Origin of the sequence: Arthrobacter sp. UYEF20, assembly GCF_040546335.1 — a bacterium.
In the GTDB taxonomy this organism is placed as follows: domain Bacteria; phylum Actinomycetota; class Actinomycetes; order Actinomycetales; family Micrococcaceae; genus Arthrobacter.
Window position 1 is genome coordinate 103115 of sequence record NZ_JBEPNP010000006.1, and the last position, 20680, is coordinate 123794.

At 66.0% G+C, this 20680-nt stretch carries 18 protein-coding genes; 14 read left to right on the plus strand and 4 right to left on the minus strand.

Features of this window, described 5'->3' with window-relative positions; all coding sequences use genetic code 11:
- The first annotated feature begins 166 nt into the window (after positions 1-166).
- The 4 genes from ABIB26_RS09115 to ABIB26_RS09130 all read left to right on the plus strand — a co-directional run bounded on the left by ABIB26_RS09115 (position 167) and on the right by ABIB26_RS09130 (position 4366).
- Positions 167-1234 carry an ABC transporter ATP-binding protein gene (locus tag ABIB26_RS09115; RefSeq protein ID WP_354241610.1) on the plus strand — a complete coding sequence of 356 codons (1068 nt, stop codon included), beginning with the start codon at positions 167-169 and terminating at the stop codon, positions 1232-1234.
- Between the two features lie 58 nt (positions 1235-1292).
- Positions 1293-2474, plus strand: a complete 1182-nt coding sequence (locus ABIB26_RS09120; RefSeq protein WP_354241613.1) for an ABC transporter substrate-binding protein — start codon at positions 1293-1295, stop codon at positions 2472-2474.
- Positions 2475-2581: 107 nt separating this feature from the next.
- On the plus strand, positions 2582-3523 hold the full coding sequence (locus tag ABIB26_RS09125; protein WP_354241616.1) for an ABC transporter permease: 942 nt from the start codon (positions 2582-2584) through the stop codon (positions 3521-3523).
- A gap of 9 nt (positions 3524-3532) precedes the next feature.
- On the plus strand, positions 3533-4366 hold the full coding sequence (locus tag ABIB26_RS09130; protein ID WP_354241619.1) for an ABC transporter permease: 834 nt from the start codon (positions 3533-3535) through the stop codon (positions 4364-4366).
- Positions 4367-4745: 379 nt separating this feature from the next.
- Here ABIB26_RS09130 and ABIB26_RS09135 read toward each other — a convergent pair whose 3' ends face one another.
- Complete coding sequence (locus ABIB26_RS09135) at positions 4746-5678, minus strand: Lrp/AsnC family transcriptional regulator (RefSeq protein WP_354241945.1); 933 nt, start codon at positions 5676-5678, stop codon at positions 4746-4748.
- A gap of 287 nt (positions 5679-5965) precedes the next feature.
- On the opposite strand from ABIB26_RS09135, the gene ABIB26_RS09140 reads away from it, so the two are divergent.
- The 5 genes from ABIB26_RS09140 to ABIB26_RS09160 are packed head-to-tail and all read left to right on the plus strand — an operon-like array spanning position 5966 to position 11186.
- Positions 5966-6820, plus strand: coding sequence for a transporter substrate-binding domain-containing protein (locus ABIB26_RS09140; RefSeq protein ID WP_354241622.1), 855 nt, complete (start codon positions 5966-5968; stop codon positions 6818-6820).
- A gap of 57 nt (positions 6821-6877) precedes the next feature.
- A complete protein-coding gene (locus ABIB26_RS09145) occupies positions 6878-7612 on the plus strand; it encodes an amino acid ABC transporter permease (RefSeq protein ID WP_354241625.1) in 735 nt (244 codons plus the stop codon).
- A complete protein-coding gene (locus ABIB26_RS09150) occupies positions 7609-8415 on the plus strand; it encodes an amino acid ABC transporter ATP-binding protein (RefSeq protein WP_354241628.1) in 807 nt (268 codons plus the stop codon). Before ABIB26_RS09145 ends, ABIB26_RS09150 begins: the two co-directional genes overlap by 4 nt.
- Positions 8405-9457, plus strand: coding sequence for a C-terminal binding protein (locus tag ABIB26_RS09155; protein WP_354241631.1), 1053 nt, complete (start codon positions 8405-8407; stop codon positions 9455-9457). The genes ABIB26_RS09150 and ABIB26_RS09155 overlap by 11 nt, the downstream gene beginning before the upstream one ends.
- Before the next feature lie 55 nt (positions 9458-9512).
- The gene (locus ABIB26_RS09160; protein WP_354241634.1) at positions 9513-11186 is read left to right on the plus strand and encodes an amidohydrolase; all 1674 of its coding nucleotides are present in this window, start codon (positions 9513-9515) and stop codon (positions 11184-11186) included.
- Between the two features lie 176 nt (positions 11187-11362).
- Here ABIB26_RS09160 and ABIB26_RS09165 read toward each other — a convergent pair whose 3' ends face one another.
- The 3 genes from ABIB26_RS09165 to ABIB26_RS09175 form a co-directional block, all read right to left on the minus strand.
- Entirely contained in the window at positions 11363-12574 is a 1212-nt protein-coding gene (locus tag ABIB26_RS09165) for an aminotransferase-like domain-containing protein (RefSeq protein ID WP_354241637.1), read from the minus strand.
- A 77-nt stretch (positions 12575-12651) separates the two neighbouring features.
- Positions 12652-13971 (minus strand): M20/M25/M40 family metallo-hydrolase, encoded by a 1320-nt coding sequence (locus ABIB26_RS09170; RefSeq protein WP_354241640.1) that lies wholly within the window; start codon positions 13969-13971, stop codon positions 12652-12654.
- A 13-nt stretch (positions 13972-13984) separates the two neighbouring features.
- Positions 13985-14665 carry a TetR/AcrR family transcriptional regulator gene (locus ABIB26_RS09175; protein WP_354241643.1) on the minus strand — a complete coding sequence of 227 codons (681 nt, stop codon included), beginning with the start codon at positions 14663-14665 and terminating at the stop codon, positions 13985-13987.
- A 202-nt stretch (positions 14666-14867) separates the two neighbouring features.
- On the opposite strand from ABIB26_RS09175, the gene ABIB26_RS09180 reads away from it, so the two are divergent.
- The 5 genes from ABIB26_RS09180 to ABIB26_RS09200 all read left to right on the plus strand — a co-directional run bounded on the left by ABIB26_RS09180 (position 14868) and on the right by ABIB26_RS09200 (position 20525).
- A complete protein-coding gene (locus ABIB26_RS09180) occupies positions 14868-15803 on the plus strand; it encodes a transporter substrate-binding domain-containing protein (protein ID WP_354241646.1) in 936 nt (311 codons plus the stop codon).
- A gap of 2 nt (positions 15804-15805) precedes the next feature.
- Positions 15806-16696 (plus strand): amino acid ABC transporter permease, encoded by an 891-nt coding sequence (locus tag ABIB26_RS09185; protein ID WP_354241649.1) that lies wholly within the window; start codon positions 15806-15808, stop codon positions 16694-16696.
- A gap of 5 nt (positions 16697-16701) precedes the next feature.
- Positions 16702-17460, plus strand: a complete 759-nt coding sequence (locus tag ABIB26_RS09190; protein WP_354241652.1) for an amino acid ABC transporter ATP-binding protein — start codon at positions 16702-16704, stop codon at positions 17458-17460.
- 90 nt (positions 17461-17550) lie between these two features.
- The gene (locus ABIB26_RS09195; RefSeq protein ID WP_354241655.1) at positions 17551-19149 is read left to right on the plus strand and encodes a thiamine pyrophosphate-binding protein; all 1599 of its coding nucleotides are present in this window, start codon (positions 17551-17553) and stop codon (positions 19147-19149) included.
- 5 nt (positions 19150-19154) lie between these two features.
- Positions 19155-20525, plus strand: coding sequence for an NAD-dependent succinate-semialdehyde dehydrogenase (locus tag ABIB26_RS09200; protein ID WP_354241948.1), 1371 nt, complete (start codon positions 19155-19157; stop codon positions 20523-20525).
- The last annotated feature ends 155 nt before the right edge of the window (positions 20526-20680 follow it).

Sequence of the window (20680 nt, forward strand, 5' to 3'; positions counted from 1 at the left end):
ATCGCGCCTCGAAATGTGGTCACCGCAATCGTAGCCGCAGGCTAGCCAGCGGGTCTATACATAAATCCTCCTATGTATTAGTCTTTCTCAAAAGTCGCGACAGCGTGCTCCATGTCACACCCTTGGAGTCCCCCGTCCCAGACCACCGGAAATGAAAGGCAAACCCATGAGCGAGACAGCACTGGCTGCGGTGCAGAAACCAACCGCAGAGGTCCCCGCCATCAGACTTCGCCAGCTGACGAAGTCCTTTGGTGAGACCAACGCGGTGGACGGGGTGGACCTGGACATCCGCCAGGGGGAGTTCTTCTCCATGCTGGGCCCCTCCGGCTCCGGGAAGACCACGGTGCTGCGCCTGATCGCCGGATTCGAGCTGCCCACGTCCGGAACCATCGAGCTTGAGGGCCGGGACGTCAGCGGCAAGGCCCCGTTCGAGCGGGACGTCAACACCGTGTTCCAGGACTATGCGCTGTTCCCGCACATGTCCCTGGTGGACAACGTCGCGTACGGGCTCCGGGTGCGCGGCATGGGCCGGAAGGAGCGCCGTGAGCGTGCCGCCGAGGCCCTGGAGCGGGTCCAGCTCGGAAAGTTCGTGAGCCGCCGCCCGTCCCAGCTCTCCGGCGGCCAGCGCCAACGCGTGGCCCTGGCCCGTGCCCTGGTGGTGGAGCCCAAGGTACTGCTGCTGGATGAACCCCTCGGCGCGCTCGACCTGAAGCTGCGCCAGCAAATGCAGATCGAGCTCAAGGAACTCCAGCGTTCCCTGGGCATCACCTTCATCTTCGTCACCCACGACCAGGAAGAAGCGCTCACCATGAGCGACCGCATCGGCGTCTTCAACAACGGCAAGATCGCGCAGATCGGCACCGCCCACGAAATCTACCAGCGCCCCACCGGCCCGTTCGTGGCGAACTTTGTGGGCACATCCAACATCTTCGACCCGGCCGTCGCCGGCAGGCTATATGGCCGCGAGGAGCAGTTTGTGGTCCGTCCCGAACGGCTCAACCTCGCCTGGGACCGCAGCACGGCAATGAACGACGGCGTCACCTCCTTGCAGGGCAAGGTCGCCTCGATCGTCTACGTCGGGCACGCCACCCAGGTGCACGTCGCACTGGAAGGCGGCCCCGCCGTCGTGGTCCTGGTGGGCACCGATCTTCCGGAAGGCGAGAAGCTGGCCGGCCGGGACGTCACCGTCAGCTGGGCCGAGCGTGATGCCGTGTGGCTCCCCGGCGCGGCATAGGGACCAGCAGTTCCACCAGTCTTTCATCCAAGTACCCGCACCCCGAAAGGTAAGAACAGTGGCAATCAAGAACAAATCCCTCCAGCTCATGGGGGCACTGGCTGCGGCAACGCTTGCCCTGGCATCGTGTGGCACCACCTCCGGCAACAACAACGCCGGCGCCACAAGCAAGACCGAGATCGGCGCCGGCGAAGGCCACGTGTCCATCCTTGGTTGGCCCGGATACGTTGAGGACGGCACCAATGACCCCAAGGTTGACTGGGTGACGCCGTTCGAAAAGGCCACGGGATGCCAGGTTGATTTCAAGCCGTTCGGCACCTCAGATGAGGCCGTCACGCTCATGCGCACCGGGCAGTACGACGTCATCTCCGCCTCCGGCGACGCCTCCCTGCGCCTGATTGCCGGCGGCGACGTCCAGGCCGTGAACATGGGCCTGCTGAAGAACTACCCGGACGTTTTCCCTTTCCTGAAGGACAAGGCGTGGAACACCGTGGACGGGAAGAACTACGGCATGCCGCACGGCTGGGGTGCCAACCTGCTCATGTACCGCACGGACAAAGTGGTGCCGGCCCCCACCTCCTGGGGATCGGTGTTCGGTGACGCCGCGGCGCACACCGGCAAGGTGACGGCCTACGATTCACCCATCTACATCGCCGACGCCGCCCTGTACCTGATGAAGCACCAGCCCGATCTGAACATCAAGAACCCGTACGCGCTCGATTCCACCCAGCTCGCTGCCGCCGTGAACCTGCTCAAGGAACAGCGCAAGCACGTGGGCGAGTACTGGAGCGACGTGGTCAAGGAAGTGCAGTCCTTCACCACCGGCAGCTCCGTCATCGGCACCACCTGGCAGGTGGGCGCGAACATTGCCGTAGCCGACGGCACCCAGGTGCAGACCCTGCTGCCCGAGGAAGGCGCCACGGGGTGGTCGGACACCTGGATGATCGGTTCCAAGACGAAGAACCCGAACTGCTCCTACCAGTGGCTCGACTACATCGCGAGCCCGGAAGCCAACTCGCAGGTGGCCGAGTACTTCGGTGAATCCCCGTCCAACCCCAAGGCCTGTGCCCTGACCAAGGACAAGCAGCACTGCGAGACCTACCACTCCGGTGACGCGTCCTACGCCGAGAAGATCTGGTACTGGACCACCCCGGTGGCGAATTGCCTGGACGGCCGCAAGGACGCCAAGTGCACCGACTACTCGGAATGGACCAAGGCCTGGACCGAAATCAAGGGCTGACCTCCCAGCCGTGTGAGGGCGGCCGGCTACCGTAGCCGGCCGCCCACACAACCCGCAGGCCCGCGTCCCGCTCAACAACCAAGGCTCAACAACAAAGGTAAGAATCCATGGCACTACAGACCAGGCAGCCCGGCGCCGATCCGGGCCCGGGCAGGGCACCGGGCACCGCAGCCGTACCCCGGGCCAAGAGGAACGCGTTTTCCGCCCTGCTGAACCGCTCACCGAATCTCCGTCTGGCAGGACTGCTGGCGGCCCCGGCCGGCTGGCTGGTCCTCGTGTACATCGCCGCGCTCGCGGCCCTGCTCATCACGGCGTTGTGGACGGTGGATACGTTCACCGGCAAGGTGTCCCAGACCTGGACGATTGACAATGTCCTCCAGGTGGCCACGGACCCGGTGTACCAAACCATCGCACTGCGCACCATCTGGATTGCCGTGGCCGTGACACTGATCGACGTGGTGATCGCCATTCCGATCTCCTTCTTCATCGCCAAGGTGGCCACCGCAAAATGGCAGAAACTGCTGGTGGTGGCCGTGCTGATGCCTCTGTGGGCCAGCTACCTGGTGAAGGCCTATGCATGGCGCAACGTGCTGGCCGAGGGCGGCCTGCTCGAATGGCTGGGCACGCCGATCGGGCTGAACAGCCCGGGCTATTCGGAGTCGGCCGTGATCCTGACGCTGGCCTACATCTGGCTGCCGTACATGATCCTGCCCATCCATGCCGGCTTTGAGAAGGTGCCGGACTCGCTGCTCGAGGCCTCCAGCGACCTTGGCGCGAAGCCGTGGAACACCATGCGCCTGGTCATGCTGCCTATCCTGGTGCCGTCCATCATCGCGGGCACGATCTTCACGTTCTCGCTGTCACTGGGGGACTACATCACGGCGCAGATTGTCGGCGGCACCACGCAGATGTTGGGAACCGTGGTCTACGCCAACGTGGGCGCGGCCAACAACCTGCCGTTTGCCTCCGCCGTGTCCCTGGTCCCGATCGTGATCATCATGATCTACCTCTTCGTGGTCCGCCGTACCGGCGCCCTGAACAACCTCTAGGAGCCTGTTGTGAGATTGTCCCGCAGCGCCAAGACCATCCTCGGCATCATGACTGCCCTGGTCCTGCTTTTCATCTATTCACCGCTGCTGCTGGTGGTGGTGAACTCGTTCAACGCGGACAGGACGTTCGGCTGGCCGCCGAAGGGGTTCACACTGGAATGGTGGGGGCGGGCGTTTGACTCCGAGGGCGTGCGCGAGGCCCTGGTGAACTCGCTCTGGGTGGCAGCGGTGTCCACGATCATTTCGCTGATCCTGGGGACGCTGCTGGCCCTGGCCCTGCAACGGTACAAGTTCTTCGGCCGTGACGCTGTGAACCTGCTGGTGATCCTGCCCATCGCCCTGCCCGGCATCGTCACCGGCATCGCGCTCAACAACATGTTCACCACCATCCTGGGGGTGTCCCTGAGCATGTGGACGGTGGTCATTGCCCACGCCACCTTCTGCATGGTGACGGTGTTCAACAACGTGATTGCCCGGCTGCGGCGCATGAACGGCCAACTCGAGGAAGCCTCGGCAGACCTGGGCGCCGGCGTGTTCACCACGTTCCGGCTGGTCACGTTCCCGCAGCTGCGCTCAGCCCTGCTGGCAGGCGGACTGCTGGCGTTCGCGTTGAGCTTTGACGAAATCATCGTCACCACGTTCACCATCGGCGCCGGGGACACAACGCTGCCCATCTGGATCCTGCAGAACCTGTTCCGGCCCAACCAGGCCCCCGTGGTCAACGTGGTGGCCGTGGTGCTGATCGTGGTTTCGATTGTCCCGATCTGGCTGGCACAGCGGCTGTCCGCAGACTCCGTGGGGGTCGGCGCCGGGCGGGCCCGGGCAAAGGCAGCGGTGAAGTAGGCAGCTTAAGAACAACAAACGCCGACGGCGGCACTCCGGTTCTTGGTGAAAGGAACCGAGTGCCGCCGTCGTCGTTGTGCGGGGGGAGGAATTGGGCAACCTTCTCTCACCTGACCCGACCCTCTCTCACTTTTGGGGCGAAATTGACGGACCCTCTCTCAGATGATGTGAGAGAGCGTTGCCCGAAAGGGGCACATTGGTGAGAGAGGGTTGGTCGAAAGGGGCTCACAGGTGAGAGAGGGTTGGGCAAAAGGGGCACATAGGTGAGAGAGGGTTGGTCGAAAGGGGCTCATAGGTGAGAGAGCGTTGCCCGAAAGGGGCACATAGGTGAGGGAGGGTTGGTCGAAAGAGGCTCATATGTGAGAGAGCGAAGCGGGGGTTAGTTCAGTTGTCCGTTGGCCAAGGCCTTTGTCGCCAGCATCTTGTCCAGGGGCTTGGCATAGCGCTCCTGGACGATTCTCAGGTGCAGCCACGACTCGACGCTGGCCACGGATGCCATGGCGCGCACCTTGTCCAAGATTTCATACATCTCATCCAGGGAGCTCACGCCAGCGGTGGCCACCAGGTCATACCGCCCGAAGCAGCTGGCGATGAACTCCACGCCAGGGGTGGCGGAGAAGAATGCGATGGCTTCCTCGGTTCCCGCCGACGTCGTGATGCCGAATCCGAAGGCCATGGCATGGGAGGAGCCGGAGCGGCTGCGGATAGGGCCGATCTGCATCACGCGCGCGTCCAGCAGGCGAAGTACCCGGTTCCTGGCGGCACTGGCCGAGAGCCCGACGCGTTCCCCGAGCGCCTCGAAGCCCAGCCGGCCATCCACCTGAAGCTCGCCCAGGATCAGCAGGTCCGCATCGTCCAGCTCCAGCCCGGGATCCGGCGGTTCCTTGCCGAGGAAGAGGCTCCGGACGACCTCCTTGTACATCAAAACATCCACGGCAGCCACCCCCTGGGAGAGGCGGACGGCCTCCACATCCTCGTAGAGCCGCTCCACTGTCGGCAGGCGCAGCTCGGCGATGATGCCGTACCTGCCGGTGGTCAGCGAGGCGAAGACGGCCCCGTCCAGCTGGCTCAGTTTGTCCAAAGCCGGCTGGGCGGAGCCGTTGAGCTGGATGGAGAGATGCGCGACGGCGGTCAGGCCCAGCAGCCGCGGGTGGACCGCGGCGACAATGCGCAGCTCGCCGGATGATGTGAGTTCGTTGACCTTTGCCGTTGCCACGGAGCGGGTCACGCCCAGCTGCTTGGACAGCTCGCTGAACGACGCGCGGCCGTCGGCCTGCAGCAGCCGGATCAGCCGGTCGTCCAGATCATGCATGGTCTTCACAATAAACGCCTCTTGTTGTTGGGCACAGTTGCGGCGCACCCGGGGCAATCAGCGCAGTTGATCCTCCGCCTGCTTCAATTGTTCCACGAACTCACGCAGCAACAAGGGATTTGACCGGATAGCCGGTCATAATCACGCAAATACCGCGTTTGAGGCACAGTCAACGACGGATTCGCTTGCATTTCGATGGAACTTGGCTAATATCGTGACCAGCGCCACATCGGCTCGACCCTCTTTTCACCCCAACCGCGAATCAGATGTTCATTGGAGATCTGCACATGCCCAAGTTCACGAAGGCCGCCATCGCTGCGGCCGCCCTGGCCCTGCTATTGAGTGGCTGTTCCGCTGCCGCAGCACCGAGTTCCGAAGGGAAGGCGCCGGCCGCCGCCGAGGCCCCCAAGGGACTGGCGACGAGTGGCAAGCTCACGCTCTGCATCGACCCCGAGTATGCGCCGCTGGAGTACTACGCCAACGGTTCCAGCGGCAACATCATCGGATTCGACGCCGACGCAGCCAGGGCGCTTGCCAAGCACTGGGGGCTTGAGACCAAGTTCGAGGTGACCACCTTTGACGGCCTGATGCCGGGGCTCCAGTCCCGCCGCTGCGACGCCATTTTCGGTGGCCTGTACATGAGCGAGGCACGCCTGGCCGTGGCCGACGCCGCTCCCGTCATGAACACCGGACCGTCGATTCTTGCCGGCCCCGCCCTGGCAGGACAGCTCAAGCAGCCCCTGGACCTCTGTGGCCGCAGCGTCGCCGCGCAGTCGGCATCGTCCAACGCCGCGCGCATCAGCAAGCTCAAGGATGAATGCAAGGCCGCCGGCAAGGACGAACCGAAACTCACCGAATACCCGAAGACGGCGGAAACCGTGCTCGCCGTCATGAACGGCAAATCCGACGCCCTGATCGAGACCAATGTCGCCGCTGCCTACATGGCAGCCCAGAACGAGGGCAAGCTGGCCGTGGCCCCGGATGTCTTTGAAACGGAGACCACGTTCGGCGTCTTCACCCGCAAAAACGATCCGATCTCCCCGGTTCTCGCCGACGCCCTGAAGGCACTGCACAAGGACGGCACGCTCGCCCAGATCGCCAAGGACAACAAGCTCGATCCGGCCATCGTCGACGTTCACTAGCTATCGCGCCGGGACCACGGAGCCGTGGTCCCGGCCCCCACTCGAAAGGAGTGCCCGATGGAATTCGATATCGGCATCTTCGCCCAGCAACTCGTGAACCCGAGCTACCTCTACGGTGCCTTCCTGTCCGTGGCAGTGGCCGTGCTGGCGCTGATACTGGCCACCGCCGTCGGGTTCGCCGTCGCCCTGGGACGCACTTCGCAGAGCCGCATCGCACAGGGTGCAGCGGGGTTCTACACCTGGTTCTTCCGCGCCATCCCGGCGCTGCTGGTCCTGCTGATCATCTGGAACGCGCTGCCGCAGCTGTTCCCGGTGCTGCGCCAGGAATGGTTCACCCCGTTCATTGCCGCGTTCATCGGCCTGGGCATCGTGGAAGCAGCCTTCATGGCGGAAATCATCCGCTCCGCGCTGCTGAGCGTCGACGACGGGCAGAACCTGGCCGGACGTGCCCTGGGGATGTCGCCGGCGAAGGTCATGCTCAAAGTGGTGCTGCCGCAGGCCATCCGCATCGCGCTGCCGCCGACGGGAAACGAGTTCATCGGCCTGGTGAAATTCTCCTCGCTGGCGTCCGTCATCTCCCTGCAGGAACTGCTGACCACGGCCCAGGTGGGGGTCAACATCACCTTCCGCTACGCCGAGTACTACGCGGCCGCCATCGTCTACTACCTGATCATCGTGAGCCTGCTGACCCTGCTCCAGAACTTCGTAGAGAAGAAATTCCTCTGGACCTCACGGTCAAAATCCAAGAAGACATCCACGCTGGAACCGATCGGCCAAGGAGTGCACGCATGACCCAGATGCCACAGCCAACGGAGGCCGCGGTGTGGACGCCTGCCGACCCCGTGCTGCAGGTGCGGAACCTGCACAAGAGCTACCAGGACCAGCACGTTCTTCGCGGCGTTGAATTCGACATCCACCAGGGCCAGGTGAAGGCCGTCCTCGGCCCCTCGGGCTCGGGAAAGTCCACCATGCTGCGCCTCATGGCACTCCTGGAACCGGCCAATGACGGTGAAATCCTCCTTCGCGGCCGCCGCCTGGGCGTCCGCGAGCGCGGCACCACAACCGTGCCGCTGCCTGAGCGGGAGCTCGCCAAGGAACGGCAGGACATCGGCATGGTGTTCCAGAAGTTCAATCTGTTTCCCCACCTCAGCGCCTGCCGGAACGTGATGCTCGGCCTCACCTCGGTCCAGAGCGTTCCGCACAAGGAGGCCGAGGAACGCGCCATGGCCATGCTCGAACGGGTGGGTTTGTCCCACCGCGCCGGCCACTACCCCTCGGAGCTCTCCGGCGGCCAGCAGCAGCGTGTGGCCATCGCCCGCGCCCTGGTCATGAACCCGTCCGTGCTGCTCTTTGACGAGCCGACGTCGGCCCTGGACCCCGAGCTGGTAGGCGAGGTGCTGGACGTGATGGAAGGCCTGGCCAACGACGGCATGACCATGATCGTGGTCACCCATGAGGTCCGTTTCGCCCGCCGGGTGGCGGACCAGGTCACCCTGTTCGACAGCGGCGTGATCGTGGAGCAGGCCACGCCGGACGAGTTCTTCGACAACCCCCAGCACCAGCGCACCAGGAAGTTCCTCAGCCATGTCCACTAACGCCATATCCACCAGCACCATGTCCACTAATGCCATGTCCACCGACGCGAAGCGGGCCCGGCCCCTGGCCGTCTACACGGACATGGAGGACATCGACTACTCCGCGGGCGCCGCCCTGCTGGAGGAGAACGGCTACGACGTCCGGTACCTCGGCAGCCAGGACCCTGCCGTCATCATGGACCAGGCCAAGGACGCCGAAGCCCTGCTGGTGGGCTATGCCTCCGTCACGGCCGAGGTCATGGACGCCATCCCGGCTTTGAAGATCATCGCCCTGGTCTCCATGGGATTCGACAACGTGGACCTGGACGCAGCCAGGGAGCGCGGCATCTGGGTCAGCAACCTTCCCGGCGTGGCCACCGAGGAAGTCGCCTCCCATGCGCTGGCCCTTGCCCTGGCGGTCACCCGCGAGATCCCGTTCTTCCAGGGCCGTGTGGCTGAAGGCGACTGGAACGGGCGGCCGGAAACCACGGTGTTCCGGCTCAGCCGGGAGCGGCTGGGCCTGATCGGTCTCGGCAGGATCGGCAGCCGTTTCGGGAAGCTGGCCTCCGGCGTCTTCGGCGAAGTCATCGGCTACGACCCCTACCTCCCGGACACCCCGGCCACTCGGGACATTCTGGCCAAGGCGGGCATCCGCCAGACCGGTCTGGACGAGGTGCTGGCGGAGTCCGCCGTCGTGTCCCTGCATATGCCGCTCACGGAGGAGACCCGGCACATCATCAACGCCGAAAGCCTCGCGGCCATGCGGCCGGGCAGCTACCTGGTGAACGTGAGCCGGGGGCAATTGATCGACGACGCCGCCCTCCGCGCCGCCATCGACTCGGGACACATCCGCGCAGCGGCCCTGGACGTGCTCGACGTCGAGCCCGCCCCGGCCGACCACCCCCTCATGGGCCACCCCCGGATCCTCGTGACGCCGCACATCGGCTTCCTCTCGGACCACACCCTGGCCGAGTACATCAGGATCCAGGCCCAGAACGTCATCTCCCAGGCCCGCACCGGCACCCCGGACACTCCGCTGTTCGAGCTGGAACCCGCAGGCTGAGTGCCGGCTGGCTCGCAGCGGCACCGCACCACTTCTACACGCAAAGGTCATTCCCATGTCATTCGCAGCACCCCATGAAACGCCCCCCGCAGCCCCGCCGGCAACCGTGTTCTTCGGCGGCCTCATCCGGACGGTCGACGCCGAGGATTCTGTCGCAGAGGCGATGCTGGTGATCGGCAACCGCATCGCCGCCGTCGGGACCCCCCAGGAATGCCGCGCCGCGGCTCTTGAGCTCACCACCTCGGTCCCGGCGATCGTGGACCTCCAGGGCCGCACCCTGGTTCCCGGGTTCGTGGACCCGCACGCCCACCCGCTGATGTACGGGCAGCTGCTGTCCTGGGTGGACTGCGGACCTGTTGCCGCGCCGGACATCCCCACCATGCTAGATCGCCTCGCCAAGGCCGCGGCGGAAAACCCCGGCGACGGCCCGATCCGGGGCTACGGCTATGAGCACCGCAACCTGGCCGAGCAGCGCCACCCCAGCCGGCAGGAACTGGACACGGTCTCCACCACCCGCGAGGTCTACGTCATGAACGCCAGCGGCCACGGCGGCGTCGTGAACTCATTTGTCCTGGACAACGCTGGGATCGGCTCGAACACCCCCAACCCGCCGGGCGGCACCTTCTTCCGCGACGCCGAGGGCTCGCTGACCGGTGAGCTTTCCGACGCCGCCTGCGACATCCTCACGGGTGAGGACGGAGTGAAGCTCGGCCACCACGGACCCAACTTCCACCTGGCGGACAGCAAGGAACAGCACCGCGGTCAGCTGCTCCACGCCCAGCGCGAGTTCCTCAGCCACGGCGTCACCATGATCGGCGATGCCCAGGTCACCAAGCGCGAATTCGCGGCCTACCTTGACCTGGTGGAGCGCGGGGAACTGGTGACCCGCATCAACGCCTACTTCCTCTCCAGCCTCCTGGATGAAGTCCTGCAGCTGGGCCTCGTGGACCGCTTCGGCGATTCGCTGCTGTCCTTCGCCGGCATCAAGCTCTACGCGGACGGAACCCTGGGCGGCTGGACGGCGTACTTCCCGGAGGGCTACCGCGACGACCCCTGCCGCACCGGTTCGCTCTACCATGAGCCCGCGGAATACCGTTCGCTGGTGGTCAGGGCCCACAGCGCCGGGCTGCAGACGGCCACCCACGCGCAGTCGCCCACGGCCATCCAGCTGGTGATCGACGCCGTGAAGGAAGCCACCGCCGTCTCGCCCCGGGCGGACCACCGGCACCGGATCGAGCACTGCGGCCTGCCCACGCCGGAGCAGATCACGGAGATGGCCGGCCTCGGCATCCTTCCGGTCAACCAGCCCCAGCACTACTTCAACTGGGGCCCGGGTGTGCTGGACGCGATCGGCAGCCCGGGGGAGCGCTTCAACCCCCTGGGCGAATTCGTGGCCGCGGCAGTTCCCGTCACCATGAGCTCGGACGCCCCCGTGGCCGATCCGCGTCCCCTCGAGGCCATCCAGACCGCCGTGACCCGCAAGACCCGCTCCGGCGTGCAGCTCGGCCCGGACGGGCTGAAGATCGACGCCGCCGCCGCCCTCCGCGCCCACACCATCAACGGCGCACGGGCCATGGGACGCGAGAAGGACCTGGGTTCCCTGGAACCGCAAAAGCTCGCCGACTTCGTGATCCTCGCCGAGGACCCGCTGGCGGCGCCTGCCGAACGAATCAGCAGCATCGACGTCGTGGAGACCTGGGTGGACGGCGCGCGCGTCTACAAGCGCTAGCCGGCCGCCCTCGGCGCCGGATCGCCGGAAAGCTGCCAGTTTCGCCGGGACGCCCCGGCGGTTCCGCAGCCTTCCGGCGATTCCGGCGTCCGGCCACGGTTGAACCCCGGTTAAACCCCGACGGCGGCACTCACCAGCGTGCCGCCGTCGGGGTTTCGCGTTGCTCGGCGAAAGGCTCAGGCCTTGCGGATGGCTTCGGCCAGACGCTTGACGCCCTCCGTGAGCTGTTCCTCCTGGGCGTAAGAGAAGGCGATGCGCAGCTGGTTGGTGCCGCCGCCGTCGGCATGGAACGCGCTGCCGGGCACAAACACCACCCCGGCCTCGATGGCCGCGGCGAGCACGCGTTCGGTGTCGATCCCCCCGGGCAGCGTGACCCACGTGAAGAAGCCTCCCGTGGGCGTGGTCCAGCTGGTTCCCTCCGGCATGTGGGCGGCCAAGGCGTCCAGCGTGGCCTGGCAGCGGGCCGCGTAAACAGCGCTGTAGGCGGCGATCTGGCCGCGCCAGTCGAAGCTGCCGATGTACTGTTCCACCACCAGCTGGCTCAGAACGGAGGGGCAGATGGTGGTGGCTTCGGAGGCGATCTGGAGGCGCCCGCGGACGTCCTGCGGCGCCACCACCCAGCCCACGCGCAGCCCGGGGGCGAAGATCTTGGAGAACGAGCCGAGGTAGAACACGTTGTCCGGGTCCAACGAGTACATGGCGGGCTTCAGCGTGCCGTCGAAGCTCAGGAGGCCGTACGGGTTGTCCTCGACGATCAGGACGCCTTCCGCCCGGCAGATGTCCACCACGCGCTGCCGCCGCTCCAAGGAAAGGCTGATGCCGGAGGGGTTGTTGAAGTTGGGAATCGAGTAGAAGAACTTGATGGTCTTGCCGGCTGCCTTGAGCCCGGAGATGACTTCCTGCAGACGGTCAGGATCCACGCCGTCGTTGTCCATGGCGACGTGCGCCACCTCGGCCTGGAAGCCTTCGAACACGCCCAGGGCGCCCACATAGGTGGGTCCCTCGGCAATGACCACGTCCCCCGGATCGCAGAAGAGTTTGGTGACCAGCTCAAGTGCCATCTGCGAGCCTGCCGTGATCTGCACGTTCTCCGGAGCCGACTTGATGCCTTCGAGCTCCATGACCTGGCAGATCAGGGCCTGCAGCTCCTCGGTTCCGGCGCCGGAGCCGTACTGCAGGGCCTCCAGCCCGCGGCGCGCAACCACCTCGCCCGCCATGGCGGCGATCCGGTCCATCGGAAGCACCGGCAGGTACGGATTGCCGCCGGCCAGGGAGATCATGCCCGGCTGCATGGAGATATCGAAGACAGCGCGCACGGGCGAAGGCTGGAAGCCGGCCGCGCGCTTGGCCATCCGGTCTACATGGGACGGCGCTGTTGTGGTAGTCATGGTGGTCCTTTGGTGGTTGGCTTTGGTGTTTGGCTTGGGGCGCGGCAACGCGCCGGGGTGATGGTTACTGAGCTGCCCTACTGGGCGGAAAGGAAACGGTGCAGGATTCGGGTTCCGGCCTGGAGCGCCGTGACAGGGACACGTTCGTCGACGCCGTGGAACATGCCGGCGAAGTCAAAGTTTTCGGGAAGCCTCAAGGGCGAGAAGCCGTAGCAGTTGATGCCCAGCTGCGAGAATGCCTTGGCATCCGTGGCCCCGGAAATGACAAACGGCAGTCCCCGTCCGGCGGGGTCGACGGCGGTGATCGCCGCTTTCATGGCGTCCAGGAGGGCGCCACTGGCCGGCGCTTCCAGCGAGCGGCCCTCTTCCCAGCCCACCTCGATGCCCGGCCCCAGGAGCTCCATGAATTGTTCCTTGAACTCGTCATCGGTGCCGGGGGCGATGCGGCAGTCCACCGTCGCGGTGGCCGTGCCGGGGACCACGTTGGTCTTGTAGCCGGCGTGGAACTGGGTGGGGACGGTGCTGGTGCGCAATCCGGGGCGGAGCATCGCGGCGAGCGGTCCCAAGGAGGCGAGTTCGCCGTCGAGCCCGTCCACATCCAGCGGACGGCCCAGGGCCTCGCCCAGCTGCTCCGCCAGGGCAGAGACCGACGGGCTCGGGACGAGAGGCCACTCGCGTAAGGAGATGCGGGCCAGGGCGGCCGAAAGCCGCGCGACGGCGTTGGCGTCGTTGGGCACGATCGAGCCGTGGCCCGTGGTTCCCCGGGCCGTCAGCGTTGCCCAGGCGACACCCTTTTCCGCGACGCCCAGGAGGTACACACGCAGGTCCTCACGCAGCTGGACGGAGAAGCCGCCGATTTCCCCGATCGCCTCCCTAACGCCGCGGAACAGCTCCGGATGTTCGTCCACCAGGAACCTGGCTCCGAACTCTCCGGCGATTTCCTCATCGGCCACGAAGGCAAAGACAATGTCGCGTTTGGGCACGAAGCCCTCCCGGCACTGTTGGCGGACGGCGGCCACCGTCATGGCAACCATGTCCTTCATGTCCACCGCCCCGCGCCCCCAGATGAAGCCGTCCCGGACCTCGCCGGAGAACGGGTCCACGGACCAGTCGGTCACGTCCGCGGGGACGACGTCGGTGTGCCCGTGGACCAGAAGGGCCGGCGCGTCCGGGTCGCGGCCCTTCATCCGGACCACAAGGTTGCCGCGGCCTGCGAGCTTTTCGCGCCACTGGCCCTCGAGACCGGTTTCCGCGAGGAGCGACCGGATGTACTCGGCGCAGCGTGTTTCGCCGTCGCCGGTAGTGGCCGGGTCACCGGTGTTGGTGGAGTCGATCCGGATCAGTTGGCGGCAGAACTCCACGGCCTCGGCGGCCATGGCCTCATGCTGTTCCCCCACGGTTAGTCCCTTCCTAGCCTGCGTCCACGAGTTTGGAGCGCTTCTTGAGAGTGAATTCCTCGGCATCGATCCCGAACTCGCGGGCCGCAAAGCGGTGCAGGGTTTCGACCAGTTCGTCCGGGGTGAAGTTGTGGACCCCGTTCAGCGACTGGATGGCGAGCCCATCGATGGTGGCCACAAGCAGCGTTGCCAGTTCGTTGACGTCGATGGAGGGCCGGAGGAGTTTCTCGTCCGCGGCCTCTTCAAGCGCCCGGACGAAAAGGCCGCGCCACGAACTCCAGACTGACCCGACGCTTTCGCGGATTTCAGCGTTCTTGTGGGCCGCCGCGTAGATCTGCAGCCAGAAGCCCCAGGCCTCTTCGAAGGGGGTATCGCCCTGGATGGAGAAGGTCAGCAGATCGTGGAGCCGTTCGAGGGCATTGTCGCCCCGCTCATAGATGCGCTGCCATTCCGCCAGGGATTCCTCTATGCGGTACTCCACAGCGGCGCCGATCAGCCGGTCCCGGTGCCGGAAGTAGTGCTGGATCATGCCGATGCTGAAGCCGGAGACCTCAGAGAGCTCACCGAAGGAGCAGCCTTCCACACCCCCGCGGGAGATGACCTGCGAGGCGTAATGCAGAATGCTCTGCCGGCGTTCGGCCATCGCTTCCGCGGTGACGCTTCGCGTACGGCGGCCCGGGGTTGTCTCGCTCATGCCGTTGCTCCTTGGTTTGTCTGGCCGCGGGATTGTCTGCTCGCGCTGGTCCAGGTGCGGCGCCTTGTGGGCGGGGGTTGTCATCTCTCCACGATGTTGCCATGGTCCCTTGACACGCGTTGTTGCTCCTCTCACAATAAGTTGAACATATTGTTATTTCAACCCAATCCGAAGTGGAGATCCACAAATGATGCACAAAGGCGTGAAAAGGTCACTCGTGGCTGTGGCTGCCATCAGCTTCCTGGCGTTGACAACGGCTTGCACCAACGCCGAGGGCGCGCCGCCCACCGCATCAGGCAACGCAGCCAGCGGCGGCCAGAGCGGGCAGGAACTTGCGCAGGGAGTGCAGCCGGATTCGAAGGTCCAGGAACTCGTCCCGGCCGCCGTCAAGGGCAACGGGTCGCTGACGCTGGTCACCGACCCCACTTATGCTCCGATCGATTTCACCGACGAGCAGGGCAAGATCGTTGGCCTGGAGCCGGACATGGCCCTGGCCGTGGCGAAGAAGATGGGCCTCACCATCGCCATCGAGAAAGCCGACTTCAACGGCATTCTGGCAGGGATTGAGGCCCGCCGCTACGACGCCTCCTGGGCCGCGTTCTCCATCACGGAGGAACGCAAGGACAAGGTCAACATGGTCAGCTACATGCGGGGCGGAACCTCCGTCATGGTCCGCAAGGGCAACCCGCTGGGCATCCAGTCCGAGATGGACCTCTGTGGCAAGACCGTCGCCGCCCAAACCGGCACCACCCAGGCCCTGAACGTGCTCCCGGCCTTCGAAAAGAAGTGCGCGGATGCGGGCAAGGAAAAGCCCGTTTCCCTGCTGCTGCCCCAGCAGGACAACGTCAACCAGTCAGTGGCGGCAGGCCGCGCCCAGGCCCTGGTGGCGGACAACGCGCTGACCGGGTACTACGCCCAGCTGCAGCCGGACGCCTTCACCTCCGTGGACTCCATCCTGGTGGAACCGTCCCTGTCAGGCGTGGTGAGCCCCAAGGATGACGGCGGCTTGTCCAAGGCCTTCCAGGCAGCAATCCAGTCCCTCATGGACGACGGGACCTACACCAAGATCATGGAGGCCTGGAACCTCAAGTCCGGCGTCATCACCACGTCCGAGGTCAACCCGACGGCAGGGTCATGACCGTGTCCGAACAATCCGTCGTCGCCGAAAAGCGGCATGACTTTGCGGACTTGGCGTCACGGCCGGTGCTCAGGCGGAAGCGGCCCGGGCAGCTGATCGCCATGGTGGTGGTGGGGCTGTTCGCACTCATGGGCGGCTACGTGATCGTCACCAACCCCGGCTTCGGCTGGCCCACCGTGGCCAAGTACCTGTTCGATATCCGCATCCTCAACGGACTGTTGACCACCATCGAGCTCACGGTCATCGCCATGGTCCTCGGCTTCGTGATCGGCCTGGTGATTGCGGTCATGAGGATGTCGGACAACTCCCTCCTGCGCGGCGTGGCCGGGGCCTACATCTGGTTCTTCCGCGGCACTCCGCTGCTGGTCCAGATGCTCTTCTGGGGCTTTGCCGCCGTACTGTTTCCCACCATCGGCATCGGCATCCCCGGCGGCCCCATGCTGGTGGAGTGGAACACCAACGATCTGCTGCCGCTGTTCGTGGCCGGCATCCTGGGGCTGGGCCTGAACGAGGGGGCCTACATGGCTGAAATCGTGCGCGCGGGCCTCATGGGTGTTCCCGCCGGGCAGTCCGAGGCCTCGCACGCCATGGGCTTCAGCCGGATGGAAACCCTGCGCCACGTGGTCATCCCGCAGGCCATGAAGATCATCCTCCCGCCCGTGGGCAACGAGACCATCTCCATGCTCAAGACCACTTCGCTGGTGATCGTGATCGGCGTCGGGGACCTGCTGTACAACACCCAGCAGATCTACGCCCGCAACCTCCAGCAGATCCCGCTGCTGATCGTCGCAAGCCTCTGGTACATCCTGCTCACCACCATCCTCTCGCTCATCCAGGCCCGTATTGAGAAGCGGTACTCCCGCGGCAACGTCCTCCAGGCACGAAAGGCGTAACGGCAATGTCTGAAGTACAGTTCCTCAATGTCCACAAGGACTTCTCCGGCATGGAGGTCCTCAAAGGCATCAACTTCACCGTTGAAGCCGGGCAGGTGGCCTGCCTGATCGGGCCCTCCGGTTCCGGCAAGTCCACCCTCCTGCGCTGCGTCAACCACCTCGAAACCACCAGTTCCGGGACCATCCTGGTGGGCGGGCGCATGATCGGCTACGAGGTCCACGGCGACCGGCTGATCGAGGCACACCAGAAGGACATCAACAAGCGCCGCTCCCGGATCGGCATGGTGTTCCAGTCCTTCAACCTCTTCGGCCACATGACGGCCCTGGAGAACGTGATGATGGGGCCCGTCAAACTCCTCAAGGTCCCCAAGGCCCAGGCCGAGGCGGAAGCCCGCGAACTCCTGGCCAAGGTGGGCCTGGCGGACCGCACCGGCCACTACCCCGCCCAGCTCTCCGGCGGCCAGCAGCAGCGCGTGGCCATTGCCAGGGCGCTTTCCATGAAGCCCGATCTCATGCTCTTCGACGAGCCCACCTCCGCCCTGGACCCCGAACTTGTGGGCGAAGTCCTGGACGTAATGAAGGCCCTGGCCCGTGATGGCATGACGATGATCGTGGTGACCCACGAGATGGGCTTCGCCCGCGAAGTGGCGGACGTGGTGGCGTTCATGGACGGCGGCGTCATCGTCGAAGCCGGCGATCCCACCGAGATCATCACCCGTCCCCAGCACGAGCGCACCAAGGCGTTCCTCTCCAAAGTGCTCTAGGGCCCCTTCCCTGTCCGGTTCCCCTGCGTCTGCACCACAGGCGTCTGCACCACGGGCCGGACCCCAACCAACCTGCAAAAGGATCCAACCGTGACCAGCGCCATCCCCACCAACAACGTCGGCCTCGCCGTCATGACCACCCTGCGGAACTACGGGATCGACGCGATCTTCGGCATCCCCGGTACCCACAACCTGGAGTTCTACCGGCACCTGTTGCCGCTCGGCATCCGCCCGGTCACCACCCGCCACGAGCAGGGTGCCGGGTACGGTTCCGACGGCTGGAGCCAGCTCAAGGGGCTTCCCGGCGTCGTGATCACCACCTCCGGTCCCGGACTGCTGAACGCGATGTCCGCCGCCGCCACCTCCTACTGCGAATCCCGGCCCATGATCATCCTGTCCCCGGGCGCCCCGCGCGGCAGCGAATTTTCGGACATCGGGCTCCTGCATGAAACCAAGGACCCCACCGGTGCCGTCCGGGCCCTGATCGGGCGCAGCACCCGCGTTTCCAGCGGCAGCGAGGCCGTGGAACTGATCCACGAGGCCTTTGCGTCCTTCGCCCACGGGCGGCCGCGCCCGGTCCACATCGAGATCCCGCTGGACGTGCTGGAGTCCGCCTCCGACGTGGACCCCGCCGTGCTGGAGGCCCGCCGCCTGGGTGCCCCGCAGAAAGCTGCCGACGACGCCGTCGCGGCCGCGGCGAACATGCTCCGGAACGCGTCTAACCCGGTGATTCTGGCCGGGGGCGGATCGTTGGGAACCGGCGCCGCCCTGCTGGAACTGGCAGAGCTCCTGCAGGCCCCGGTGGTCACCACCATCAACGGCAAGGCCGCCATCCCGGAGGCACACCCGCTGTCCCTCGGCTCGGAGATCCGGCTCGCCGCGGCCCAGGACATGTGCAACTCCTCCGATGCGCTGCTGGTCATCGGCAGCAAGTTGGGCGAGTCCGAAATGTGGGGCGGAAAGATCCTCCCGCAGGGTGGCTGCATCCGGATCGACATCGACCCCGTCCAGCTGCACTGCAACCTCAGCCCGGACCTGGAACTCCTGGGCAACGCGGCCGCCGTCGTGCCCCAGCTGCTCGCGGCCCTCGCCGGGCACGTGCCGGCAGCGGCGCCGGACCTGGCCCCGCTGCGCGCCGGGCTGCAGACCGAAGCCCGCTCCATGGCGCCCGTGCTGGCCCGGATCAACGAGATCCTCGCCGCTGCACTGCCGGCGGACACCGTCATCGCCGGCGATTCCTCGCAGATCACCTACTTCGGCACCACGTCCTTCTTCCCCATGCAGCAGCCGCACCAGCTCCTCTACACCCCGGCCTACGCCACACTGGGCTACGGGCTGCCGGCCGCGATCGGCGCCAAGGTGGCCGATCCGGACCGTCCCGTGGTGGGCCTGATCGGCGACGGTGCGCTCATGTTCGCCGTGCAGGAATTCATCACCGCCGTGGAACAGGGCGTGGACCTGCCCATCATCTGCATCAACAACGGCGGATACGGCGAAATCCGGCAGAACATGGAGGACCGCGACCTGGCTCCGGTCGGGGTGAACCTGACGCAGCCGGACTGGGTCCGCCTGGCCGAGGGCTTCGGCCTCACGGCGTTCAACGTCGAGTCCCTCGACCTCCTGGCCGATACCGTCACCAAGGCACTTGCGGTGAAGGGCCCCAGCCTCATCCACGTGAGCATCCAGTGAGCACCATGGCCAGGGCCGGCACCGCGTTCCGGGTGCTCAACCCCGCCACGGGAGAGGTGCTTGCCCAGTACGCGGAGGCCACGGCGGCGGAGGTTGAAGACGCCGTCGATTCGGCACGCCGCGCCTTTGCCGGCTGGGGACCGGCGACGGCGGAACGGCGGGCCGCGGTGCTGCGGACCGCCGCCGGGCTGTTGCTCGAAAGGAAGGACAAGCTCGCCCGGCTTGCCACCGAGGAAATGGGCAAACTGCTGGCCGAAGCCGCGTCCGAAGTGGAGCTGTGCGCCGAGATCTTCGCGTACTACGCCGAGCACGGGCCGGGCTTCCTGGCGGACCAGACGTTGGACTACGCCGGCGCGGTGCTGCAGCGACGCCCGCTGGGGCCGATCCTTGGCATCATGCCGTGGAACTACCCGTACTATCAGATCGCCCGTTTCGCGGCGCCGAACCTCATGCTGGGCAACACGCTGCTGATCAAGCCGGCGCCGGCGTGCCCGCGTTCGGCGCAGGCCCTCGAAGAGCTGCTGCTCGACGCCGGACTGCCGGCAGGTGCGTACCGCACCGTGCTGGCCGGCGTGGAACAGACGGCCGTGTTGGTGTCCGATCCCCGCATCCAGGGGGTCTCGCTCACCGGAAGCGAACGGGCCGGCGTAGCAGTGGGGGCCCTGGCCGGGGCCGGACTCAAGAAGCACGTCCTGGAGCTGGGCGGATCAGACGCCTTCATTGTCCTGGACAGCGAGGACCTGGACTCCGTGGTTGGCCTTGCCGCGGCGGCGCGGATGGAGAACGCCGGCCAGGCCTGCACCTCGCCCAAGCGTTTCATTGTGGGGGCGCCGCTGTACGAGGACTTCGTCGCCGGGCTGGCGGCCAGGCTGACCGCGTACGTGCCCGGTGACCCCCTGGACCCGGCCACCCGGCTTGCCCCGATGTCCTCCGCCGCTGCGGCCCGGACACTGCTCGCGCAGGTGGAGGGCGCCGTCGGCGACGGTGCCACGCTGCACTGCGGCGGGTTCAGCACGGCGGCGGGGGAAGCCCACGTGGCACCGGCGCTGCTGACCGGTGTGCGGCCGGGCACGCGCGCCTACCGCGAGGAGCTCTTCGGCCCGGTGGCCGTGGTCTACCGGGCCGAGGATGAGGACGACGCCGTCCGGCTGGCCAACGATTCGCCGTACGGACTGGGCGCAACGGTCTTTACCGCCGACGCCGGCCGGGCAGGCCGCATCGCCGAGCGGCTGGAAGTCGGCATGGTCAGCGTGAACCGGCTCGCGCCGTCGTCGGCCGCGCTGCCCTTTGGCGGGGTCAAGAACAGCGGCGTGGGACGCGAACTGGGGCCGCTTGGCATGGACGAATTCGTGAACCGGAAACTGCTGGTCCGCTGAACTGCCTCCTTCCCCCGACGCTCTCTCACTTTTGGCGCTCTTTTTGATCGACGCTCTCTCACTTTCTTTGAGGAAGTGAGAGAGCGTCCGGTGGAAAGCCGTGAAAGGTGATAGAGGGTCGCCGGGGTGGGAGCGGTGTTCTCAAGAACGTTGGA